At 72.2% G+C, this 20,056-nt stretch carries 17 protein-coding genes, 3 tRNA genes, 2 pseudogenes and 1 riboswitch; of the genes and pseudogenes, 8 read left to right on the top strand and 14 right to left on the bottom strand.

All coding sequences use genetic code 11. From position 1 onward, the window contains the following. Positions 1-432: 432 nt before the first annotated feature. Together CK485_RS13215 and CK485_RS13210 are read right to left on the bottom strand one after the other, a co-directional pair. Entirely contained in the window at positions 433-900 is a 468-nt protein-coding gene (locus CK485_RS13215; protein ID WP_109450162.1) for a pyridoxamine 5'-phosphate oxidase family protein, read from the bottom strand. A gap of 279 nt (positions 901-1,179) precedes the next feature. Beyond that, complete coding sequence (locus tag CK485_RS13210) at positions 1,180-1,950, bottom strand: alpha/beta hydrolase (protein WP_241968452.1); 771 nt, start codon at positions 1,948-1,950, stop codon at positions 1,180-1,182. A 301-nt stretch (positions 1,951-2,251) separates the two neighbouring features. Between CK485_RS13210 and CK485_RS13205 the strand changes: the two genes are divergently transcribed. From CK485_RS13205 to CK485_RS29625, 3 genes and pseudogenes are all read left to right on the top strand, one after another. Beyond that, entirely contained in the window at positions 2,252-3,469 is a 1,218-nt protein-coding gene (locus tag CK485_RS13205; protein ID WP_109450159.1) for a helix-turn-helix domain-containing protein, read from the top strand. Positions 3,470-3,624: 155 nt separating this feature from the next. Continuing rightward, positions 3,625-4,026 (top strand): recombinase family protein, encoded by a 402-nt coding sequence (locus tag CK485_RS13200; protein WP_158288209.1) that lies wholly within the window; start codon positions 3,625-3,627, stop codon positions 4,024-4,026. A 464-nt stretch (positions 4,027-4,490) separates the two neighbouring features. Continuing rightward, positions 4,491-4,685 (top strand): annotated as a pseudogene (locus CK485_RS29625) (hypothetical protein); the annotation flags it as partial. 2 nt (positions 4,686-4,687) lie between these two features. Here CK485_RS29625 and CK485_RS29620 read toward each other — a convergent pair. Beyond that, a pseudogene (locus CK485_RS29620) lies at positions 4,688-4,951 on the bottom strand (HoxN/HupN/NixA family nickel/cobalt transporter); the annotation flags it as partial. A gap of 33 nt (positions 4,952-4,984) precedes the next feature. Next, a riboswitch (cobalamin riboswitch) is annotated at positions 4,985-5,177 on the bottom strand. Between the two features lie 445 nt (positions 5,178-5,622). On the opposite strand from CK485_RS29620, the gene CK485_RS13180 reads away from it, so the two are divergent. After that, positions 5,623-6,618, top strand: a complete 996-nt coding sequence (locus CK485_RS13180) for a methyltransferase (protein ID WP_109452915.1) — start codon at positions 5,623-5,625, stop codon at positions 6,616-6,618. Between the two features lie 19 nt (positions 6,619-6,637). Here CK485_RS13180 and CK485_RS13175 read toward each other — a convergent pair whose 3' ends face one another. The 4 genes from CK485_RS13175 to CK485_RS13160 form a co-directional block, all read right to left on the bottom strand. Next, entirely contained in the window at positions 6,638-6,931 is a 294-nt protein-coding gene (locus CK485_RS13175) for a hypothetical protein (protein ID WP_146214531.1), read from the bottom strand. A gap of 775 nt (positions 6,932-7,706) precedes the next feature. After that, positions 7,707-7,780 (bottom strand) — tRNA-Ile (locus tag CK485_RS13170). Between the two features lie 214 nt (positions 7,781-7,994). Then, positions 7,995-8,067, bottom strand: a tRNA-Asn gene (locus CK485_RS13165). 6 nt (positions 8,068-8,073) lie between these two features. After that, positions 8,074-8,146, bottom strand: a tRNA-Asn gene (locus CK485_RS13160). 176 nt (positions 8,147-8,322) lie between these two features. Here CK485_RS13160 and CK485_RS13155 point away from each other — a divergent pair. Beyond that, positions 8,323-8,622: a hypothetical protein gene (locus CK485_RS13155; RefSeq protein WP_109450151.1), complete on the top strand. Its 300-nt coding sequence runs from the start codon at positions 8,323-8,325 to the stop codon at positions 8,620-8,622. A gap of 147 nt (positions 8,623-8,769) precedes the next feature. After that, complete coding sequence (locus CK485_RS13150; protein ID WP_109450149.1) at positions 8,770-10,227, top strand: FGGY family carbohydrate kinase; 1,458 nt, start codon at positions 8,770-8,772, stop codon at positions 10,225-10,227. Between the two features lie 27 nt (positions 10,228-10,254). On the opposite strand, the gene CK485_RS13145 is transcribed toward CK485_RS13150, so the two are convergent. From CK485_RS13145 to CK485_RS13125, 5 genes are all read right to left on the bottom strand, one after another. Further along, a complete protein-coding gene (locus CK485_RS13145) occupies positions 10,255-11,451 on the bottom strand; it encodes an RNA polymerase sigma factor (RefSeq protein WP_109450147.1) in 1,197 nt (398 codons plus the stop codon). Positions 11,452-11,599: 148 nt separating this feature from the next. After that, positions 11,600-13,501, bottom strand: a complete 1,902-nt coding sequence (gene dnaG, locus CK485_RS13140; RefSeq protein WP_109450145.1) for a DNA primase — start codon at positions 13,499-13,501, stop codon at positions 11,600-11,602. Between the two features lie 82 nt (positions 13,502-13,583). Continuing rightward, positions 13,584-14,858 (bottom strand): FAD-dependent oxidoreductase, encoded by a 1,275-nt coding sequence (locus CK485_RS13135; RefSeq protein WP_109450143.1) that lies wholly within the window; start codon positions 14,856-14,858, stop codon positions 13,584-13,586. Positions 14,859-15,148: 290 nt separating this feature from the next. Then, positions 15,149-16,450: a deoxyguanosinetriphosphate triphosphohydrolase gene (locus tag CK485_RS13130; RefSeq protein ID WP_109450141.1), complete on the bottom strand. Its 1,302-nt coding sequence runs from the start codon at positions 16,448-16,450 to the stop codon at positions 15,149-15,151. A gap of 60 nt (positions 16,451-16,510) precedes the next feature. After that, entirely contained in the window at positions 16,511-16,957 is a 447-nt protein-coding gene (locus CK485_RS13125) for a gamma-glutamylcyclotransferase family protein (protein WP_109450140.1), read from the bottom strand. Between the two features lie 128 nt (positions 16,958-17,085). On the opposite strand from CK485_RS13125, the gene CK485_RS13120 reads away from it, so the two are divergent. Continuing rightward, positions 17,086-17,829: an ElyC/SanA/YdcF family protein gene (locus CK485_RS13120; RefSeq protein WP_109450138.1), complete on the top strand. Its 744-nt coding sequence runs from the start codon at positions 17,086-17,088 to the stop codon at positions 17,827-17,829. 20 nt (positions 17,830-17,849) lie between these two features. Here CK485_RS13120 and CK485_RS29050 read toward each other — a convergent pair whose 3' ends face one another. Then, positions 17,850-17,996: a hypothetical protein gene (locus CK485_RS29050; RefSeq protein ID WP_199239333.1), complete on the bottom strand. Its 147-nt coding sequence runs from the start codon at positions 17,994-17,996 to the stop codon at positions 17,850-17,852. Positions 17,997-18,273: 277 nt separating this feature from the next. On the opposite strand from CK485_RS29050, the gene CK485_RS13115 reads away from it, so the two are divergent. Next, positions 18,274-18,666: a rodlin gene (locus CK485_RS13115; protein ID WP_109450136.1), complete on the top strand. Its 393-nt coding sequence runs from the start codon at positions 18,274-18,276 to the stop codon at positions 18,664-18,666. Positions 18,667-18,861: 195 nt separating this feature from the next. On the opposite strand, the gene CK485_RS13110 is transcribed toward CK485_RS13115, so the two are convergent. After that, positions 18,862-20,025, bottom strand: coding sequence for an alpha/beta hydrolase-fold protein (locus CK485_RS13110; RefSeq protein WP_241968324.1), 1,164 nt, complete (start codon positions 20,023-20,025; stop codon positions 18,862-18,864). Positions 20,026-20,056: the final 31 nt, after the last annotated feature.

Here is a 20,056-nt window from a genome sequence, read left to right as displayed (position 1 = left end):
ACGGGAACGTGCGACGTGCCGCGAAACCGCCATGACGCATGACGCGAACCCCCCGGGACGACGGATCAAGGTATTGCGTCGCCAGGGCGCGCATTACCGAATGAACACGGAATCTCCACGAAATCGCCGGAAGGCTAGCAGCGGTGCGCAGCGCACGACAAGGCCCGCCCGTACGTTCCCGAACGATTCAAGAAAGGCCAGGTGAGCACCGTGTATGCAGGTGGAAGGCACCGGAATCGCCGAATCCACGCCCCGCGGGTCACACACCCCGCCCGGAATGCGCCATTTCCCGAACGACCGAAAGCGGCGCCGAAGCCCAAAAGTCCGCCCGCCGGATTCAGCCTCACAAAAACCCACTGACGAGCCGGACCGGAACGGAACGGGCCCAAAAATGATCCAGGAATCCGGAACGGAAAATTCAGCAGACCGGATTCACTCGTCGCCGCCCTCGCCCTCGGCTCCGCGCACCCAGCGGCCGGAGACGCGGTGGGGCTTGATGCGGAAGAACAGGCGGCGCTCCCCTGGAGCCCACGGGCGCACGCCCGCCCCGGACAGCGCCTCGCGTTCCTGCTCGTCCACGACGTGGTAGGCGGGCCCATGGACCAGCACGCTCCAGCCCTGTTCGGTGTCGGCGTCGAAGTCGTCCACCTGGAAGGCCACCTCGTACGCGGCGTCGGGGATGCCGCTGCGCAGGTCCTCGTCCATCGTGCTGCCCTCTTCGGTGCGGAACACGATGTCGCCCTCGTAGAGGCGGAAGTTGACCGGCAGGACGGTGAGGTCGTAGCGCCCGCTGTAGGCGACCCGCCCGATGCCGCCGGGCGCGATCAGCCGCAGGCACTCCTCCTCGTCCAGGGCCCGCGCGACGGGGCCGGATGCGCCGGGGGCGTGCTGCTCGCTCATGGACCGTCCCGTTCCACGTAGGGGGTTCTCCGCGCGGGGAGCCGGACCGGGCAGGCCGCGGGTCCGCGTCCTCGCTTCCCATGATGCCGGGGGTGTCCCGGGCTCGCAGGTCGAAAGGGGGCATGTGGGGTGCGGGGGCGGTCGCGCCGTGCGGGGCGCACGCCTGCGCCGCCTTTGCGCGGAGCCGCTCCTCGGCGGCCGTCCCGCGTGGAGCGAAGCAGGTCTCTGACGTCGCCGCCGAACAGGGCGTCGAAGCCGGGAGGGCGAACCTTGCGCCGCCTAGACGTCCACCGCGCCCCGCACGAACCGCCGAAGATGCGCCCGTACGACGGCGGGCCGCTCCAGCCAGGGCTCGTGCCCGGCGCCCTCGATCCGCGTCAGCGGAAGGCCGAGCCGGTGCGCGAGTGACGCGAGTGCCGACACGGGCCGGGGATCGTCTGCCCCGCCGAGAAGTTCCGCCCGCGGGGGCAGGCACGCGCGCAGTTCAGCAACGTGCGCGTCGAGCGGGTCCGCACGCCGCTCCTCGCCGAGTTCGCCGTTCATGACCCAGTTGACGGGGCGCCGCCGCCGGGCACCCAACGTGGCCCAGCCCCAGGCTCGTTCGGGATCCGCGTGATCGGTGAACCAGGCGAGCGTGAGCAGTTCGCCTTCCTCCTCCTCCGTGCGGTGGGGCGACTCCTTCAGCTCGCGAAGCCGTTTCCGCTGTGCCAAGGACATGCGGCGGTCACGCTCAGCCCGGTCCCCGGTACGCCAGTCACCGACGAACGGCCCGCACATCAGCAGCATCGCGGCGACCCGGTCGGAGTGCGTCAGGCAGAACCGGCTCGCCAGGTCGGCGCCGTAGGAGTGCCCGATCAACACGGCCTTGGGCGCGTCCCAGACGTCGAGCAGTTCCGCGAGATCAGCGACGTGCCGGGCAAAGGAATGGCGGCCTTGCCAGGGGGATCGGCCGGTGCCGCGCTGGTCGTACCGGTACACGAGCGCGAGGTCCGCGACCATGGGGGCCACGTCGCCCAGATAGTCCGGCAGCCCGGGGCCGCCGTGGAGCATGACCACGGGAGGCCGCCGAGTGGTCTCCCCCGCTGCCGTCCAACGCAGCCGCGCCCCGTCGGCCAACGACACGAGGCCCCGCGACTTTCTCAAGGTCATCGTGGAGACCTACCCCGTGCCGCCCCGCCGGTACGCTCCGGTCCTGGAGCCGGCCGCCCGCGTGGGATCAATCAGGCCAGACGGACCGGCCGGCGCCTCAAGGGCGCCTTCGCCACTTTCGAGTGCGGGAGCGCTCCCCGCCTCCGCTGCGGTCGCGTTCCGCGTACCGTGGGAAGTGAGTCCTCTGACCGGGGGGGTGCGCATGGGCGCGGCATTCGAGACGGGCATGGGCGACCGCATCGCGGAACTGAGGCGTCGTCGCGGCCTGACCCAGGAGGAGCTGGCCGAAGCCGCCGGCCTGTCCGTCGACGTCGTGCGCAAACTGGAACAAGGGCGCCGCAAGACCGCCCGGTTGACGAGCATCAACGCCCTCGCCCGCGCTCTGGACACCGAGCCGAGTCACCTCGTAGGACAGCCCACGACCTTCGAGGCCCACCCGCTCAGGAGCGACGACCTGCCGTCGGTGCTGGCGCTGCGTCAAGCGGTATCACCGGTGTCGGACCTGCTGGGTGGCGACGGCGACCCCGAAGAGCCTCCGAGCATCGCTCAGTTGCGGGAGGCGCTTCGGTCGACGGAGGTCATCCGCCGGGAAGGCCGCATGGCGGAGATCGGAGCCCTGCTGCCCCAACTCATCCGTGACGCACGGGCCGCGGTGCACGCGAACACGGGGCCGGCCGCCGCCGCGGCGAACTCCGTTCTGGCCGTGGCCTATCAGGTGGCCGCCACGACGTTGACGGCGCTCGGGAAGGAGGACGCGGCGTTCACAGCCATCGAGCGGTCCCTCGCCGCGATCAGCCGTTGCGACGATCCGCGACTGGAGACGCTGGCGGCCTCGACCCTCTCGTGGGTGTTCACCAAGCAGGGGCGGCTCGGTGACGCCGAGCGGGTGGCGCTCGCCCAAGCCGGGAGGATCGAGCCGACGTTCCGCTCGGCGCCGGTCGACCTGGCGTTGTGGGGCGTGCTGCTGCTGCGGGCCGCGACGGCCGCGTCCCGGCAGGACAAGCGGGCGGACGTGCGAGAGCTGCTGAACCTGGCGTCCGGCGCCGCCGCGTCGATCGGCGAGGACCTGCTCGTGTACGCGACTCCGTTCGGTCCGACGAACGCCGGGATCGCACGGGTGAACTTCCTGGTCGAGATGGAGGAGAGCGACGAGGCGGTCAGGGCGGCGCGGGCGGTCCCCGACGTGGGCTCGCTTCCGCCGACGTGGCGGGCGAGGTTCCACGTCGACAGGGCGCTGGCGTACACCGACCTCGGCGACGAATCCGCCGCCCAGCGGGCGTTGCTGATGGCGGAGGCCGACGCCCCGGAGTGGATGAGGTACCACTCGACGTCCCGGAGGCTGGTCGAAGACCTACGCGCCCGAGCGCGCCGCCGCGACGCACCGGTCATCGGACTGGCCGACCGCCTGGGCCTGAACTAGGACAGTATGCCCCAGCCCGGCTCCAAGCTGGGGCCGCCCGCCCCTGGGGCGTGATCGCCCGCACACTTAGCGTGATCGGCATGCCCTGCGGCGCCACCCGGACATCCCGACGTTCGCGTTCGGCGCCGCCCCGTTGGACGAAGCTGGAGCCGACCATGACAGCCGCCACCGTCGCGTACGTCTACGACCGTCACGCCACCACCGCCACCGGCATGCTGAACGCTCGCATGGACGCCTGCACGGCGTACATGGAGGCCAAGGGCTGGGCCGGGGGCGGGCGCTGGCTGGACATCGGCGACGACGCCCTCAGTGATAACCGGCGTCCCGCGTTCGACGCGATGCTCAACGCAATCCACGCCGCCGGTACGGCCGTTGAGCGCGTCGTCCTCGTAGCCGACTGGGACCGGCTCTCCCGCGACCCGGCGGCCTGCGGCCTGCTGACGCGCCGCGTCCTCCTGCTGGGCGCCCGCGTCGAGACGACCCTCGGCGAACACCGGCGCCCCGGCGCGTCGTTGATCGAACGCGCCCGCCTCGACGGAGCACCGATCACCGCATGACGCGCGCGGCCCAGTGGCAACGCGGAACGTGCTGGCTGTACTGCCGACGGACGGACGCACTGGTCGCCTGGATCGGTCCCGTCCACGTCAGCGGGGGAACCGTCCCCATGTACGCCTGCCCGGACTGCCTCAACGCCCTTGAGCGGATGGCCTACCAGCGGTTACGGGCCCAAGGCCCGCACATACACCGGCGAGCCGGAGAGCAGCGATGACCCCGTTCCCCGCCCCCTGCTGGTACGGCGAATGCCACGGCGTCCCGTTCCACCTGACCGTCGACCCGGTCCAGATCGCCCTCGGCCACGGCGACTCGGGCCCCGGCCATGGCGTCCACGCCTGCCGCGCCTGCGTCATCGCCGCGAACGGCCGCGCGCTCATCGAGGCGTTCCGGCCCGAACAGGACTTGCCCGCACGTCCTGGCCGGGACGGCCCGCACACACAGGAACCGACGACTGGAGAGGCCTTCGATGAATACAGTTGCCCACACGCAGACGCGTGACCCGCGTGTTCTGCTCAACGAAGTCCGGCCGCACATCAGGAATCTCAGCGTCAACGTCTTCGACAGCGGCATGACGGTCTGGGACCGCGAGGTCGCCCTTCTGCTGCGGGACGAGGTCATGGTCCGTGACCTGGCAGAACGCGTTCTCGGCAACGCCGTGATGTAGTCGATGGCGGCGATGTGGTCGGCGTCGAAGGCGTGCCGCATGCCGAAGGTGTAGGCGGTCACTCCGAGGCCGACGCCGAACGCCTGCTTGCCCACGGTGTAGTGGTGCGGCGCGACCATCATCACCAGGATCGCGAAGGCCAGCACGTGCAGGGCGGCGATCACCGACAGCAGGACGCCGGTGCGTATCCAGTCGGCCCGGCCGAAGCGCTGGGGGATCGCGGGTGTGTCGGGGGAAGCGGACGTGTTTTCGGGCAGGGCCATGTCGGGACAGCCTCTCCAGCACCTCGTGGACAGTTCGTCGTGCGGTGCCGTGGCCGGTCTCCTGGCTGACAGGTCGAACGCCGCCGCGTCGGCCTTCCCGGGCCGAGGCCCAGTGGCTCCCGCCGCGCGCACGGCGGGGACGACACGATGACTCCCTGATCACAGTGGCGAGGGCCGCTCCGGCATCACACCGGTCTTCCCGAACACCACGGCCCGGCAAGGCTAGGGGCCGGATCGAGCCACTGACAAGTGGTCCCAGTTGCAAGCCTTTGGCAGTAATGGCCTGGTCGTGTCCTTGTGGAGGCCATTCCCCGACCGGCTCGCGTCAGCGTCGGCGCGGCGACAACGCGTCCCGTCTCCCGGCGCCGACACGCCTGGCCGTTGAACCATCCGGCCGATCCGGCGCTCCGTGCGCGTGCGGAGCGGGGGAACCTCCCATAACTTCGCTTGGGAGTGGCTGTGTCGCAGGCCGCACGGAACGCGGAGAGGCTAGGGAACCTCATGACCGAACGCCGCGGCTTCGCAGCCGCACACCTTGTCACCGGCGACTTTCGCCACGTGGCACCCCCGTCAGCCATCCACCGGTGCTCGATGTGACCGGCACCAGCACCGGCCCCGGTGCCGGTACCCACACCGGCATCGGCACCGGCCACCACGACGGCCAGGGGCCGATGCGGCTGCGTGAGCTCGTCTTCGGCTGTGCCTGCGCGGGCGCGGTACGGGCCGCCGCCCGGCTCGGCCTCGCCGACGCCCTCGACGACGCCCCGCTCCCCGCCGACGAGCTCGCCCGGCGGGTGGACGCCGACCCTCGCGCGCTCGGCCGGCTGCTGCGCGCACTGTCGTCGTACGGCGTGTTCGAAGAGCGCCCCGACGGGACGTTCGCCCACACACCGATGTCGCGGATGCTGCGCACCGACGCTCCGGACAGCCTCCACCACATCGCCCTGTGGTGCACCGAGCCGTGGACCTGGCAGTTGTGGCCGCGGCTGGACGAGGCGGTCCGCACCGGGACGAGCGTCTTCCCCGAGGTGTTCGGCAAGGAGTTCTTCCCCTACCTCCAGGAGGACGCGCCCGACAGCGCGAGGGTGTTCGACCTGGCCATGACCCGCTCCAGCCGTCAGGCCGCCGCGGACCTCGCGCAGGCGCTGGACCTCACCGGCGTCACCGAGGTCGTGGACATCGGCGGCGGCCAGGGACACGTACTGGCCGCGCTCCTGGAGAAGCAGCCGACGCTGCGCGGGACGCTGCTGGACCTGCCCCAGGTGGTGGCCGGTGCCGACACCCGGCTGCGGGACGGCGGCCCCCTCGCCGCCCGGGCCCGCCTGCTGCCCGGCGACTGCCGCCGGACGGTACCGGTGAGCGGGGACCTGTACGTCATCAAGAACGTCCTGGAGTGGGACGAGGACAGCACCCGCCGCACGCTGGGCAACATCATGAAGGCGGCACGGCCGGGCGCCTCGGTCGTGATCGTGGAGAACCTCGTGGACGGCACGCCGTCGATGCGGTTCACCAGCGCCATGGACCTGCTTCTGCTCCTCAACGTCGGCGGTGCCAAGCACTCCCGCGACAGCCTCACGGCGCTCATCACCGGAGCCGGGCTGCGCCTCGGCCGCGTCACCCCGGTCAACGCCTATCTGCACGCCTTCCACACCACCGTGCCCGGCTGAACTCTGGAGGGCGAAGCGGTCACCCGCCCTGGACGTGCCCGACCTGTGCCACTTGCCTCAGCTCACGCAGGAGCGAGGTCATCTCCAGAGCCGACTGGTAGTCCATGCCCTCTTCCGGGTTCGGCTCCATCCGCTCGTTGCCTTCCCTGACCTCAAGCATGCCCATCACGAGCCGTTCGAGCTGCTTGCTGACGAGCTGCACGACCGCGGTGGTATGCGGGGCATCGATGTCGAGGCCGGCGCCGCTGAATGCGCGGGCCCAGAATTCGCGAGCCTGGGCCAGGTGGTCGGCGTCGGGTACCTCATCAGCCACGGCCCTCACCTGCCCGCGTCGGGCGGCGAGATTCAGGACCGGGGCCACGTACGGCTCGTCGCCGGGGTCCGAGGGGTGGCCCGCGGTCGCGCGCGTCTGTCTCTCCGCACTCTGGGGTTGATGGGGGGTGCAAACCGGCGAATGTAACGGCAGGGTCGCAGACCCCGGGTACGGGGCGCTACCCCTTCCGCCGCACTTGAGCGCGCCTTGACGTTCGGATAACCCTCTACCCCATAAATCACGCCATAAGTAACCGTCCCTCGCGCCTCGCACCCAGTGTTTGCCGACAAAGATCACGAGGAGAGGGGGCGGTGAGTCCCACAAGGGAGCCGGGGTCACGGCCCCGGCATACGGGTGATCGTAGAACGGGTTCGCGGCAAGGCGGTAGCCCCGGCGTTTGCCACTGACGACCACGGCCAGTGATCAAAACCGAAATGAACTCGAACGTCCGGCGATGAGCCAAAGGTGGGTTGCGCCGCACGGTGCCGCAACGACGAACATCCGCCTGAGGGCGCAGCAGCGGGCAGTCGCGGAGCTATCGGCGACGCGCCACCAGTGCGTCCCTCCGCTCCGTGCGAGGCGGTCGAGCCTCCTGGGGTCGCGGCGTGAAGCGCAGCGGGCGCGAGGAGTCGTTCGCACTTCGGGCGAGCAATGGGCGAGCAAGCGGTCTTGAAGTGCCTGCCGAACGGGTGACAGGGCCCGGCATGTCGGGTCCGTGGGGCCTGATTCCATGCCAATGCTGAGGTAGAAACGATTCGGCTCAGAAGGCTGCCGGTGGGGCGGGTGGGACTCGAACCCACGACCGACGGATTATGAGTCCGCTGCTCTAACCGGCTGAGCTACCGCCCCGTACGGTGTGTCGTGCACATCGTCTGCCGCAGCATAGCCGCTCATACGATCTGTCGCCCTCACGGGTCCCACACGCACATCCCTAAGGACTTCACCGCGCGTGGGACGGTTCCCGCCGGCCGGGGCCAACATCAGAACGTGGGCCGGGCCGACATCAAAAAGGACCCCGGAGGGTCCTGGGGTCCGTCTCGACTGCTCGTCCTCGTCGGTCGCGCTCCCCCGACTGGACTCGAACCAGTAACCTGCCGGTTAACAGCCGGCTGCTCTGCCAATTGAGCTACAGGGGATCGAAGCTCCCCCGACTGGACTCGAACCAGTAACCTGCCGGTTAACAGCCGGCTGCTCTGCCAATTGAGCTACAGGGGATCGCCTCGGTGCCTCGAATGCACCCACGCCCGGGGCTCCCGGACGGCGCGCGCTCGCTGCGCCACATACATTAGCGCAAGTGGGGGGGTGCTCCGCCAACTCGTATCGCCGGGGTTGTCGCTCCGCTACGAGGGGTAGGCGCGAAGAGCCTGAGGACGAGAGGGAAGGGTGGAGCCATGCGCTACCGGCTGACGTTCATTTCCGGGGTCGCCGTGGGATACGTGCTCGGCGCGCGGGCCGGTCGCGACCGGTACGAGCAGCTGCGCAAGACCGCCCAGCAGATCGCGCAGAACCCCGCGGTGCGCAACACCGTGGAGTCCGCGAGCACCAACGGCCGCGCGTTCGCGCGCAAGGCCGCGGGGTCGCTGGCCGACAAGGCGGGCGAGCGGCTGCCGGACTCGGTCACCGACCGCGTCCCCTACCTGCGCGAGCGCTCCGGCGCGGCGGAGGACGACTGGGGCACCAGCAACACCTGAACGCCGCGGCACCCAAGCGGCACCCAAGCGGCAGCCCCAAGCGGCACGCCAACGGCAGCCCCCAACGGCATTCCGGCGGCGCCCGCGGACCGGCGGTAACCGGGACCGCGGGCGCCGCCGCGCGCGTCCGTACGGCATGATCGGCCCATGGGGATAGTCGCCGGACTGGACAGTTCTACCGAAGGCACCACCGTCGTCGTCTGCGACACGGACACCGGCGCCGTGCTCAGGCAGGCTTACGCGCCGCACCCGGTCGACGAGTCCGTCCCGCGCAGCGAGACCGATCCGCAGGCATGGCTGCTGTCGCTGGGCGAGGCGGCCAAGGACGGCCTGCTCGAAGGCGTCCAGGCCATCGGGGTCTCGGGCCAGCAGCACGGCCTGGTCGCGCTGGACGCGGGCGGGGTGCTGGTCCGCCCCGCGCTGCTGTGGAACGACAAGCGCGCCCAGGTGGCCGCCGCCGACCTGACCGAGGCGCTGGGCGGGCCCGCGGGCTGGGCCGAAGCGGTCGGCTGCGTGCCACAGGCCCCGTACCCGGTGGCCAAGCTGCGCTGGCTGGCCCAGCACGAACCGACCTCCGCGCAGCGCACCGCCGAGGTGCTCTCGCCGCACGACTGGCTGGTGTGGCAACTGCTCGGGCGGCCGGCCCGCCGCACCACCGACCGGGGCGACGCCTCCGGCACCGGCTACTGGTCGGCGGCGGCCGGCGGGTACCGGATGGACCTGGTGGAGCTGGCACTCGGCCACCGGGTGCGGCTGCCGGAGGTGCTGGGGCCCGCCGAGCCCGCCGGGCAGACCCCGGAGGGCCTGCTGATCTCGGCCGGCACCGGCGACAACATGGCCGCCGCGCTGGGCCTGGGCCTGGCCCCCGGCGACGCGGTCGTGGCGCTGGGCGCGGCCGGCACGGTGTTCGCGGTGCACGACGCGCCGCTGACCGATCCGACCGGCGCCATCACCGCGTTCGCCGACGCCACCGGACGCCACCTGCCCGTCGTCCAGACCCGCAACGCGGTCCGGGTGCTGCGCGGCGCCGCGGAACTGCTGGGCACCGACCTCGCGGGCCTGTCCGACCTGGCGCTGCGCTCGACGCCCGGCGCCTACGGCCTCGTGCTGCTGCCGTACCTGGAGGGCGAACGCGTTCCCCAACTGCCGCACACAGCGGGCACGTTGGCGGGCCTGCGGCGGGAGAGCATGAAGCCGGAGCACCTCGCGAGGGCGGCGTTCGAGGGCATGCTGTGCGGGCTGGCGGACGCACTGGACGTACTGCGCGGCCGGGGTGTGCCGGTGCGCCGGGTCTTCCTGCTGGGCCAGGCGGGCGAGCTTCCCGCCGTCCAGGCGCTGGCGCCCGCGCTGTTCGGGGCACCGGTGGTGGTCCCGCCGCCGGCGGACTACGCGGCGCTGGGCGCGGCACGGCAGGCGGCCTGGGCGCTGGGCGCGCAGCAGGGGTCGCTCTCGCCGCAGGATCCTCCGCACTGGGAGTCCGCGGTGCGCTCCGGCAGCCGGGTGAGCGAGCCGGGCGACGAGGACCTGGCCGCGGGCTCCGCGGTGCGCCAGCAGTTCACGGCGGTGCGCGACCAGACCCATCCGGGGGCGTTCCCGGCGAACTGAGGCCCGATCGCGGTACGGCCGGCACGGTCAGTCGAGGTAGCCGCGGAGCTGGTCGGCGAAGGCGTGGTCACGCAGTTTGGCCAGGGTCTTGGACTCGATCTGGCGAATCCGCTCGCGGGTGACGCCGAACAGCCGCCCGATCTCCTCCAGGGTGCGCGGGCGGCCGTCGTCGAGTCCGTAGCGCAGCTGCACCACCTTGCGCTCCCGCTCCCCCAGCGTGGACAGCACCGCCTCCAGGTGCTCGCGCAGCAGCAGGAACGCGGCCGACTCCACGGGGGAGGCCGCGTCGCCGTCCTCGATGAGGTCGCCGAGCGCCACGTCCTCCTCGTCGCCGACCGGGGCGTGCAGCGAGACCGGCTCCAGGGCGAGGCGCAGCACCTCCAGCACGCGTTCCTCGGTCAGGCCCAGGCGTTCGCCGACGTCGGCCGCGGCGGGCTCGACGCCGTGCTCCTGGAGCAGGGTGCGCTGCACCCGTACGACCCGGTTGATCAGCTCGACGACGTGGACCGGGACGCGGATGGTGCGGGCCTGGTCGGCCAGCGCGCGGCTCATGGCCTGGCGTATCCACCAGGTCGCGTACGTGGAGAACTTGTAGCCGCGCGCGTAGTCGAACTTCTCCACCGCGCGGATCAGCCCGAGGTTGCCCTCCTGTACGAGGTCGAGCATGGTCAGGCCGCGCCCTATGTAGCGCTTGGCGACCGAGACGACCAGCCGCAGGTTGGCCTCGATCAGGCGGCGTTTTGCCATCCGGCCGCGGACCACCAGCCGGTCGAGGTCGCTCGCGAGGCGGGAGTCGAGGTCGGGGGTGGTGCTCAGCTTCTCCTCGGCGAACAGCCCGGCCTCCACGCTGCGGGCGAGTTCGACCTCCTCTGCGGCGCTCAGCAGCGGGATGCGGCCTATCTCGCGCAGGTACTGGCGGAAGAGGTCGGCGGACGGGCCGGAGGCGTCCTCGCGCACCGGCCGCCGCGCCTGCGGGGCGTCGTCGTCGGCATCCCTGCGGGCGTCGCCGGCGGCGTCGGAATCGGAATCGGCGTCGGAACCGGCGTCGGCGTTCGCGTCCGCCCCTGCCGCCGCGCGCGCCTCGGGGTGCCCCGGCGGCAGTCCCTGCGCCGGCACCCGGTCGAGCAGCGGCTCCGTGGTCACGGCGTCGGCCGCCTCGCCGGACGCGGAGTCGGCCGCGGCGTCGGATTCGGCGGTCCCGGGGGCAAGGGTCTGCGTCTGCACGTGGTCAGCCTCCACACTGGGCGGGCGACCGGACGCGACCGGAGGTCCGCGCTTCGAGGACTCAGGCACCGGCAACCAGTGTGCGGTACGACACGCGCCGACTACGAGGGGTGTGCGCTCAGTTTCTCTGCGAAACCCCTCGTTGGGGTCAAAGGCCCGCCGCGCCCTGCTCCCGCAGCCGCTGCCCGTACTGCTGGAGGGCCCACAACTCGCTCTGCACGGCGGCCGCCTTGGCCGGGTCCGGGCGCGGGCCGAGGCGGGCGAAGTCGGCGCGCAGCTCGGACTCGCGGCGCTTGACCGCGTACAGCCGCACCTCGACGAGGACCTGTCCCGCGTAGAGGTCGGGGGCCTTGTGCATGACCGGTTCGACGGCCAGTTCCGTGATCATCGCGCGCACCGCGTCGTCCGGCGCGAGGTCGCGGACGCGGGTCAGGTACGACTCGTCGGCGTGCGTCACCCCGCCCGCGTCGCCGATGGCGCGGCGCACGGCGGCGTACGGCGGGCCGGTGAACTCGTCCTCGCCGTAGGCGTCGAAGGCGGGGGCCACCAACTGCGGGTGCTGGAGGGCGAGTTTGAGCAGTTCGCGCTCGACCCGGTGGTGCGGGCTGCGCAGGTCGAGCCGGGGGCCCGCGGGGGTGCGGCGCGGCGGCGGGGCGGCCTGCTGCCGGCGGGCCTGGCCGCGCCGGGCGGACGCCTCGACCGGGCCGCGCTCCGAACGGCTCCTGGCCAGCGCCCGCACCCGGCGCACGATGGCGTCCTCCTCCGTCTTGGAGGTGATGCCGACCATGCCGACCAGCCGGATCGCGTAACGGTCGCGCAGCGCGCGGTCCTTGATGGCCGCGACCACCGGCAGCGCGGCGTCCACGGCGGCGACCTGGCCCTCGTCGGTGTCGACGTTGTAGCGGCCGACGATGGAGCGCAGCGCGAAGGCGAACAGCGGGGTGCGGCCCTCGACCAGCCGCTGCACCGCCGCGTCGCCCTCGGCGAGCCGCAGTTCACACGGGTCCATGCCGCCGGGGGTGATCGCGATGGAGGTCTCCGCGGCGAACTTCTGGTCGTCCTCGAAGGCCCGCAGCGCCGCCTTCTGGCCGGCCGCGTCGCCGTCGAAGGTGAAGACCACCTCGGCGGTGGAGTTGTCCATCAGCAGCCGCCGCAGGATCTTCACGTGGTCCGCGCCGAAGGCCGTGCCGCAGGTGGCGATGGCGGTGGTGACGCCGGCCAGGTGGCAGGCCATCACGTCGGTGTAGCCCTCCACCACGACCGCGCGGGCGGTGCGGCCGATCTCCTTCTTGGCCAGGTCGATCCCGTAGAGCACCTGCGACTTCTTGTACAGCGGCGTCTCGGGGGTGTTGAGGTACTTCGGCCCGTTGTCGTCCTCGCGCAACTTGCGGGCGCCGAAGCCGATGACCTCTCCGGTGATGTCCCGGATCGGCCAGATCAGCCGGCCCCGGAAGCGGTCGATGGCGCCGCGGCGGCCGTCGCTGGCCAGTCCCGAGGTCAGCAGTTCCTTGTCGGTGAAGCCCTTGCCGCGCAGGTAGCGCACCAGGTGGTCCCAGCCCGCGGGGGCGTAGCCGACGCCGAAGTGCTCGGCGGCGGCCTGGTCGAAGCCGCGCTGGGCGAGGAAGGCGCGGGCGATCTCGGCCTCGGCGCCGCCGAGTTGCTCGACGTAGAACTGGGCGGCGGCCTTGTGCGCCTCGATCAGGCGGATCCGCTCGCCCTGCTGGCGGCCGGGGGTGTAGCCGCCCTCGTCGTAGCGCAGGGTGATGCCCGCCTGGGCGGCGAGCCGCTCGACCGTCTCGGAGAACGAGAGGTGGTCGAGCTTCATCACGAAGTCGAGGGTGTCCCCGCCCTCCTGGCAGCCGAAGCAGTAGTACAGGCCCTTGCTCGGGCTGACCTGGAACGACGGCGACTTCTCGTCGTGGAACGGGCACAGGCCCTTGAGGTTGCCGCCGCCCGCGGGCCGCAGCTGGAGGTATTCGGAGACCACGGCGTCGATCGGGACCGCGTCCCGTACCGCCTTGACATCCTCGTCCCTGATCCGACCCGCCACGTCTGGATTCTACGGCGACCGCGGGAGCGCCCCTCGCCCGGTGGCCCGGTCGCCGGCCGGCCGCCCCCGCGGTCGGGGCGTCTCAGCCCAGCAGCGACTCCAGCGGCACACCCGGGTCGGACAGCCGCTCGGGGTCGACCGGGCGGCCGGTGCGGATCAGCTCCTGGAGGGGTCCGGTGACGTCCCACACGTTGACGTTCATCGCGGCCAGCACCTGGTGGCCCTCCTCGCCCGCGCGCAGCCAGAACGCGATGAACTGCCGCTTGCCGACGTCGCCGCGGCACACCACCTGGTCGTAGGTGCCGGGCGCGGCGTGTCCCGAGAACTCCATGCCCAGGTCGTACTGGTCGGTGAAGAAGTACGGGACGCGGTCGTAGCTGACCAACTCGCCCAGCATGGCGCGGGCGGCGGCCTGCCCGGCGTTGAGGGCGTTGGCCCAGTGCTCGACCCGCAGCCGGGCGCCGATCAGCGGGTGCTGGGCGGCCGCGCAGTCACCGGCGGCGTAGATGTCCGGGTCGGAGGTGCGCAGGGAGGCGTCGACCGCGATGCCGCCGCCGTCCGCGCGGGCGGCCATGGTGAGCCCGGCGGCCTCGGCGAGCGCGGTGCGCGGGGCGGCGCCGATGGCGGCGAGCACGTCGTGGCAGGGGTGCTCCTCGCCGTCGTCGGTGCGCACCGCGAGCACCATGCCGTCCTGGCCGGTGATCTCGGTGAGGCGGGCGCCGAAGTGGAAGCGGACGCCGTGCTCGCGGTGCAGGTCGGCGAAGACCGCGCCCAGCTCGGGGCCGAGGGCGCCGTGCAGCGGGGTCGGCTCGGGCTCCACGACGGTGACCTCGGCGCCGTAGGAGCGGGCGGCGGCGGCCACCTCCAGGCCGATCCAGCCCGCGCCCGCGATCACGATGTGGCCGTTGTCACGGCCCAGCGAGGACAGCACGCCGCGCAGCCGCTCGGCGTGGGCGAGGCGGCGCAGGTGGTGCACGCCGGCCAGGTCGGTGCCGGGCACGTCCAGGCGGCGCGGTTCGGCCCCGGTGGCCAGCAGCAGCTTGTCGTAGCCGATGACCGCGCCGTCGCCGAGGGTGACGGTCTTGGCTGTGCGGTCGAGGTGGACGACGGGCTGGCCGAGGTGGAGTTCGACGTCGTGCTCGGCGTACCAGGCGGGCGGGTGGACGAAGACCGCGTCGCGCTCGTCCTTGCCGAGCAGGTAGCCCTTGGACAGCGGGGGGCGTTCGTAGGGGCGGTCGCGTTCGTCACCGACGAGGATCACCCGGCCGGTGAACCCCTGCTCCCGCAGCGCCTCCGCGGCCTTGGCCCCGGCCAGCCCCGCTCCGACGATGACGAACGTCTGATGTGCGTCGACCACTGTGCGCCTCCTCGCGCGGAATCCCCCGGCGATCCGTAACCCGAACTCGATACCCGTCTCGCGGCACCCGACACGTGGCCGGCGCCCGGCACGTGATCCGTACACGATCCGTGCACGAGAGCGTCCCGCACCGCGCGGTCCGCGTGAAGGGCGCCGCGAGGACCGCCGGGCCCCGGGCGCGTGCGCCCGCCGGGCCCGGCCCGTCGTACCGGCTGCCGGGATATGCCATGTCTTGTGTCATACGTCCGGCCGGGGCCGGACGTTCCCGGCGGGCGTGACGGGCGCGGCGGTCACCCGGCGCGGCGGCCCGGCGCGGCGAGCCGGTGGTGCAGTTCGAGCGCGGCGGCGTCGGTCAGTGACGCGATCTGGTCGACCACCACGCGAAGGCGGGCGCGGTCGTCGGCCGCCGCCTCGAAGAAGCCGCGGAACTGCGGGTCGAGCCCGTCCGGCGCGCCGTCGGCCAGCGCGTCGGCCAACTCGGCGATGACGACGCGCTGCTCGGCGCGGCGGCGGGCCTGGTCGGCGCGCTGCATGACGTAGCGGTCGGCGACCGCCTTGAGCACCGCGCACTCCAGCCGCACCTCGCGGGGCACGACGAGCTGCGCGGCGTAGCGGGTGAGGCGGCCGGGCCCGTAGGCGTCGCGGGTGGCGCTCTCGGCGGCGAGGCAGAAGCGGCCGATGAGCTGCGAGGTGGCGTCCTTCAGCCGGGCCTGGGCGACCGAGGAGCCGTCGTAGCCGTCCGGCCACCACTCCTGGGCCAGCAACCGGTCGAGCGCGTCGGCGAGTTCGGCGTCCTGCGCGCCCGGGGCGTAGCGCTGCGCGGCGACCGCGTAGATCTCCTGGCGCTCGGTGGCGGAGCGCAGCATGCCGGGGGTGACGTGGCCCGCGTGCAGGCCGTCCTCCACGTCGTGCACGGAGTAGGCCACGTCGTCGGACCAGTCCATGACCTGCGCCTCGAAGCACTTCAGGCCCTCGGGGGCGTCCGCGCGCAGCCAGTGGAAGACCGGCAGGTCGTCCTCGTAGACGCCGAACTTGCGCGACTCCGGATCGGTGGGGTGCCCGCCGCGCGGCCAGGGGTACTTGGTGGCCGCGTCGAGGGCGGCGCGGGTGAGGTTGAGGCCGACGCTGGCGACCCGGCCGGAGCGGTCGGTGGTGAAGCGCTTGGGCTCGATGCGGGTGAGCAGCCGCAGCGACTGGGCGTTGCCCTCGAAGCCGCCGCAGGGGCGCGCGACCTCGGCGAGCGCCTCCTCGCCGTTGTGGCCGAACGGCGGATGGCCCAGGTCGTGCGCGAGGCAGGCGGTCTCCACCAGGTCCGCGTCGCAGCCGAGCGCGGCGCCCAACTCCCTTCCCACCTGGGCGCATTCGAGGGAGTGGGTGAGCCGGGTGCGCGGGCTGGTGTTGATCTCCGGCATGGCCACGCCCGGATCGACCACCTGGGTCTTGCCCGCCAGCCTGCGCAGCGCGGCGGAATGCAGCACCCGCGCCCGGTCGCGCTGGAACGCGGTGCGGCCCGGGCGTTTGTCGGGTTCCGGCACCCAGCGCTCGGTGGCGGCCTCGTCGTAGGGGGCGGGGGGCAGGTGGTTCCCGTTCATACTGCGACGGTAGCGGGCGCCCACCGCAGCCGCGCTCGACCCGGTGATCCTCCGCCACCGCTACGCGCCGCGCGCCGACCAGTCCCCCGACGCGATCCGGCGGCCGTTCGCGCGCAGTGCGGCGGCGGTGGCGGGGCCGGCCAGGTAGACCCACGCGGGACGCGTCGCACCGCCGCAGCGCACCTCGCGCGTCACGCGGTCGTAGAGGTTGCCGGGCGCCCCGGGGACGTACTCCTCCAGCCGGTCGAGGTCGGCGAGCACCGCCTCGTACGCCCAGGGCAGCGCCTCGGCCAGCTCCCCGCGCACGGTGTCGCCCGTGCCGCCGTCGAGGGCGTACGGGTAGCCGGGCCCGTCGAACAGGACCGCCCGGGGCAGTTCGGCGGGCCGCAGCGCGGCGAGCCGCCCGCGCAGCACGCGGTCGTGGTTGGCCTGCCCGGCCCGCAGCGTGCCGTAGACGAAGAACGGCAGGACGGGCGCGGTCGCGCCGGGTGTCGTGAGGTCCCCCATGCCCCCATCATCGGGCGGAACTCCGTCGGGTGGCACATCGTCGGGCGGAACCGGGGACCGCCGCACGGCGTCCGTTGTTTCCGTACGCGCGTGCGAGGCTTCCGCAGGCGCACGTTCAGGGGGACGGCATGAGACCGAGGCTTCCACGACGCGCAGGGCTCCCGCCGTCCGTACGGCTTGCGCGGTGCGTACGGCTGCCGCACCGCGTGCGGCTTCCGCGCACGACGCGTGAACGGCGGCGCGCGGTGCGGGTGGTGGCCGCGCTGTGCGTGCTGGCCCTGGCGCCGATGACCTGGATGTACATGACCGCCTCGGGCCGGGTGCGGAACGTGGCGGACGTGCCGTCCGAGCCGGTCGCGGTGGTCTTCGGCGCGGGCCTGGTGAACGGCGCGCCCTCCCCGTACCTGGCGCACCGCCTGGACGCCGCCGCCGGGCTGTACCGCGATCACAAGGTGAGGGCCCTGCTGGTGACCGGCGACAACAGCCGCACCGACTACGACGAGCCGGGCGCCATGCGCGCGTACCTGACCCGGCACGGCGTGCCGTACCAGCAGATCGTGCTGGACTACGCGGGCTTCGACACCTGGGACTCGTGTGCTCGGGCCCGACGCATCTTTGGCGTGACGCACGCGGTCCTGGTCAGCCAGGGCTTCCACATCCGCCGTGCGATCGCCCTGTGCGAGGCGGCGGGGATCACCTCCTACGGTGTCGCAGTGGCCGAACCGCATGACGTGACCTGGTACTACGGCGGGACGCGGGAGGTGGGCGCGGCGGCGAAGGCGGCGCTGGACGCGCTGGTGCGGCCGGACCCGAGCCTGCTGGGCCGCAAGGAGACCGCGCTGACGGCGGCGGTCCGCCGCGCCCGCCCCTGACCGCCACCGGGGCGGGCGGCTCAGTGCAGCGACAGGATCGTGAAGACCAGCACGGCGGCGGCCATCGGCATGCCGATGATCAGCAGCGGGCCGAGCCACGGCCGGTCCGGCGGCTGCGGCGCCGGCGGGGCGAACGGGGCGATGGTGACCAGCTGGTCCTCCGTCACCGGCGTGCTCCCGTCCGGCCGTTGAGCGCGCGGCCCGCCGGGTCCGACGGGGTCTTCCATGGCGACCCGCCCCCTCGTGGTCCCGCTACCGGTCATACCGGAATCCTACTGGGGCCCTCGCGTCACGACGGGTTGACCGGCCATCCGGATTACTGAAGCGCGCGGCACCGATGTCAATTGATCCGGGAGAGTGAACGATAGGAACTTCTCCTTCCGGCGGGAGTTGTGCAGGCTGCTCCGGTAGCGGGGCGCTCAAGGATCGGAAGGAAAGACTCGCGTGATCAAGAAGATTCTCGCCACGGCTGCGGTTGTTGTTTCCGCGGTGGGTGTCACTGCCGCCCCGGCGATGGCCATCGGCAACAACCACGGCCCCAGCTCCGCCAACGGCAACGGCTCGGACCAGGTGTACGGCAACACCACCACCGGCGGCTACATGAGCCCGCAGATCGGTCTGGTCCAGGGCTCGCTGAACAAGCCCTGTGTCGGTCTGCCGGTGAAGGGTGACATCGGCTCGGTCGTCGGCCTGGTCCCGATCACGGTCCAGGACATCCTGACCCAGCCGCAGATCCAGCAGTGCACCGAGAACTCCAGCCAGGTCAAGGGCGACGACCCGCTGTCGCACATCCTGGACAACATCCCGGTTCTGTCCGGGAACGGCGCCAACCGCTGATTCCGCGCGACGCGTCCGCCTGACAGCGCGGCCGTGTCCGGATCACCGCCGTGAATAGCGCGAGGGCCCGCACACCGATGACGGTGTGCGGGCCCTTGGCATTTCTCCCGCCGATTTTCCGAATCCTTATGTATGAGTATTCGGCGGCCGACGGCACGGGGAGACGGGCGGGGAAGACGGCGGAGAACGGCGGAATCAGGAATGCGGCTGCCCGGACGGGGAGTTCGCGCCGGAGGCCGCGCTCGGGGTGGGCGGCAGCTGCTGGTCTATCCAGCGGATGACGTCCGGGTACTCGGCCCGCCAGGTCTTGAAGTTGTGGCCGCCCTCGTCGCGTATCAGCTTGGTGACCTTGGTGGGCCACTTGGCGTCCGCGGCGAGCTGGAGGGTCTGCTTGTAGTTGCCCTCGCCCTTCTTGCTGCTGGAGACCAGCAGGGAGACCGGCGCGGGCGGCATGTGCGCCATCCGCCAGTTCAGGTCCTGCTCGCGCTTGTACTGCGCGTTGCCCGCGTACAGGTCGCCGGTCTGGCTGTCCTGGGCGGCGCCGTAGTCGGCGGACAGACCCGCTGCCACGCCGTAGCGCGCCGGGTTGGTCATCGCGAATTTCAGCGCGCAGTAGCCGCCGGTCGAGTCGCCGACCGCGGCCCAGGAACCGGGGCCCTCGGTGGTGCGGAACCGGGAGGCGACCGCGTACGGCAGGTCCTGGTTGAAGAAGGTCAGGGCCTGCGGACCGCCGGGCACGTCGGTGCAGTTGGTGTCGCGGCCGGGCACCACGGTCGGCCGGACCATGACGTAGATGACCGGGCGGATCTTCTTCGCCGCGATGTCGTCGGAGACGGTGCGCGGGATCTTCAGGCCGGTGATGAGGTTGGACGCCACGCCCGGGTAGCCGGTGAGGGCGACCACGACCGGGAAGCGCTCGTCCTGGTGCGCCTTCTGGAAGTACTGCGGGGGCAGGTAGACGAAGCCGTCGCTGCTCAGGCCGGAGGCGAGGCCCTGGAAGTGGACCGACTCGACCTCGCCGGCCTGCTCCCTGCCGCCCTTGAGGCCCGCCTGGACGACGCCTCCGACCTTGATGCCGGAGGGGCGGCCGCCCTTGGCGTCGCTGGTGTCCATGACCTGCTTGCCCACCGGGGCGCCGAGCAGGTCCTGCCAGGAGGAGTAGAAGCCGAAGGAGTTGTTCACCGCGACCAGCAGGACGCCCAGGACGGTCACCTGCACCGCCACCAGCAGGCCGATCCGGCCCAGCCAGGACGGCACGCTCGCGCGCGCCACGCGCGGCCACAGCCACAGCGCCAGGACGGACGCCACCAGCGCGGCGATCACCAGCCCTGCGAAGAACATCTCGGACGTCAGTCCCACGGTTGTCGCTCTCTCTTCCGGCAGCCCCTTC

Origin of the sequence: Streptomyces sp. ICBB 8177, from assembly GCF_003144095.1 — a bacterium.
In the GTDB taxonomy this organism is placed as follows: Bacteria; Actinomycetota; Actinomycetes; order Streptomycetales; family Streptomycetaceae; genus Streptantibioticus_D.
This window is presented reverse-complemented; position numbering and strand designations above follow the sequence as displayed.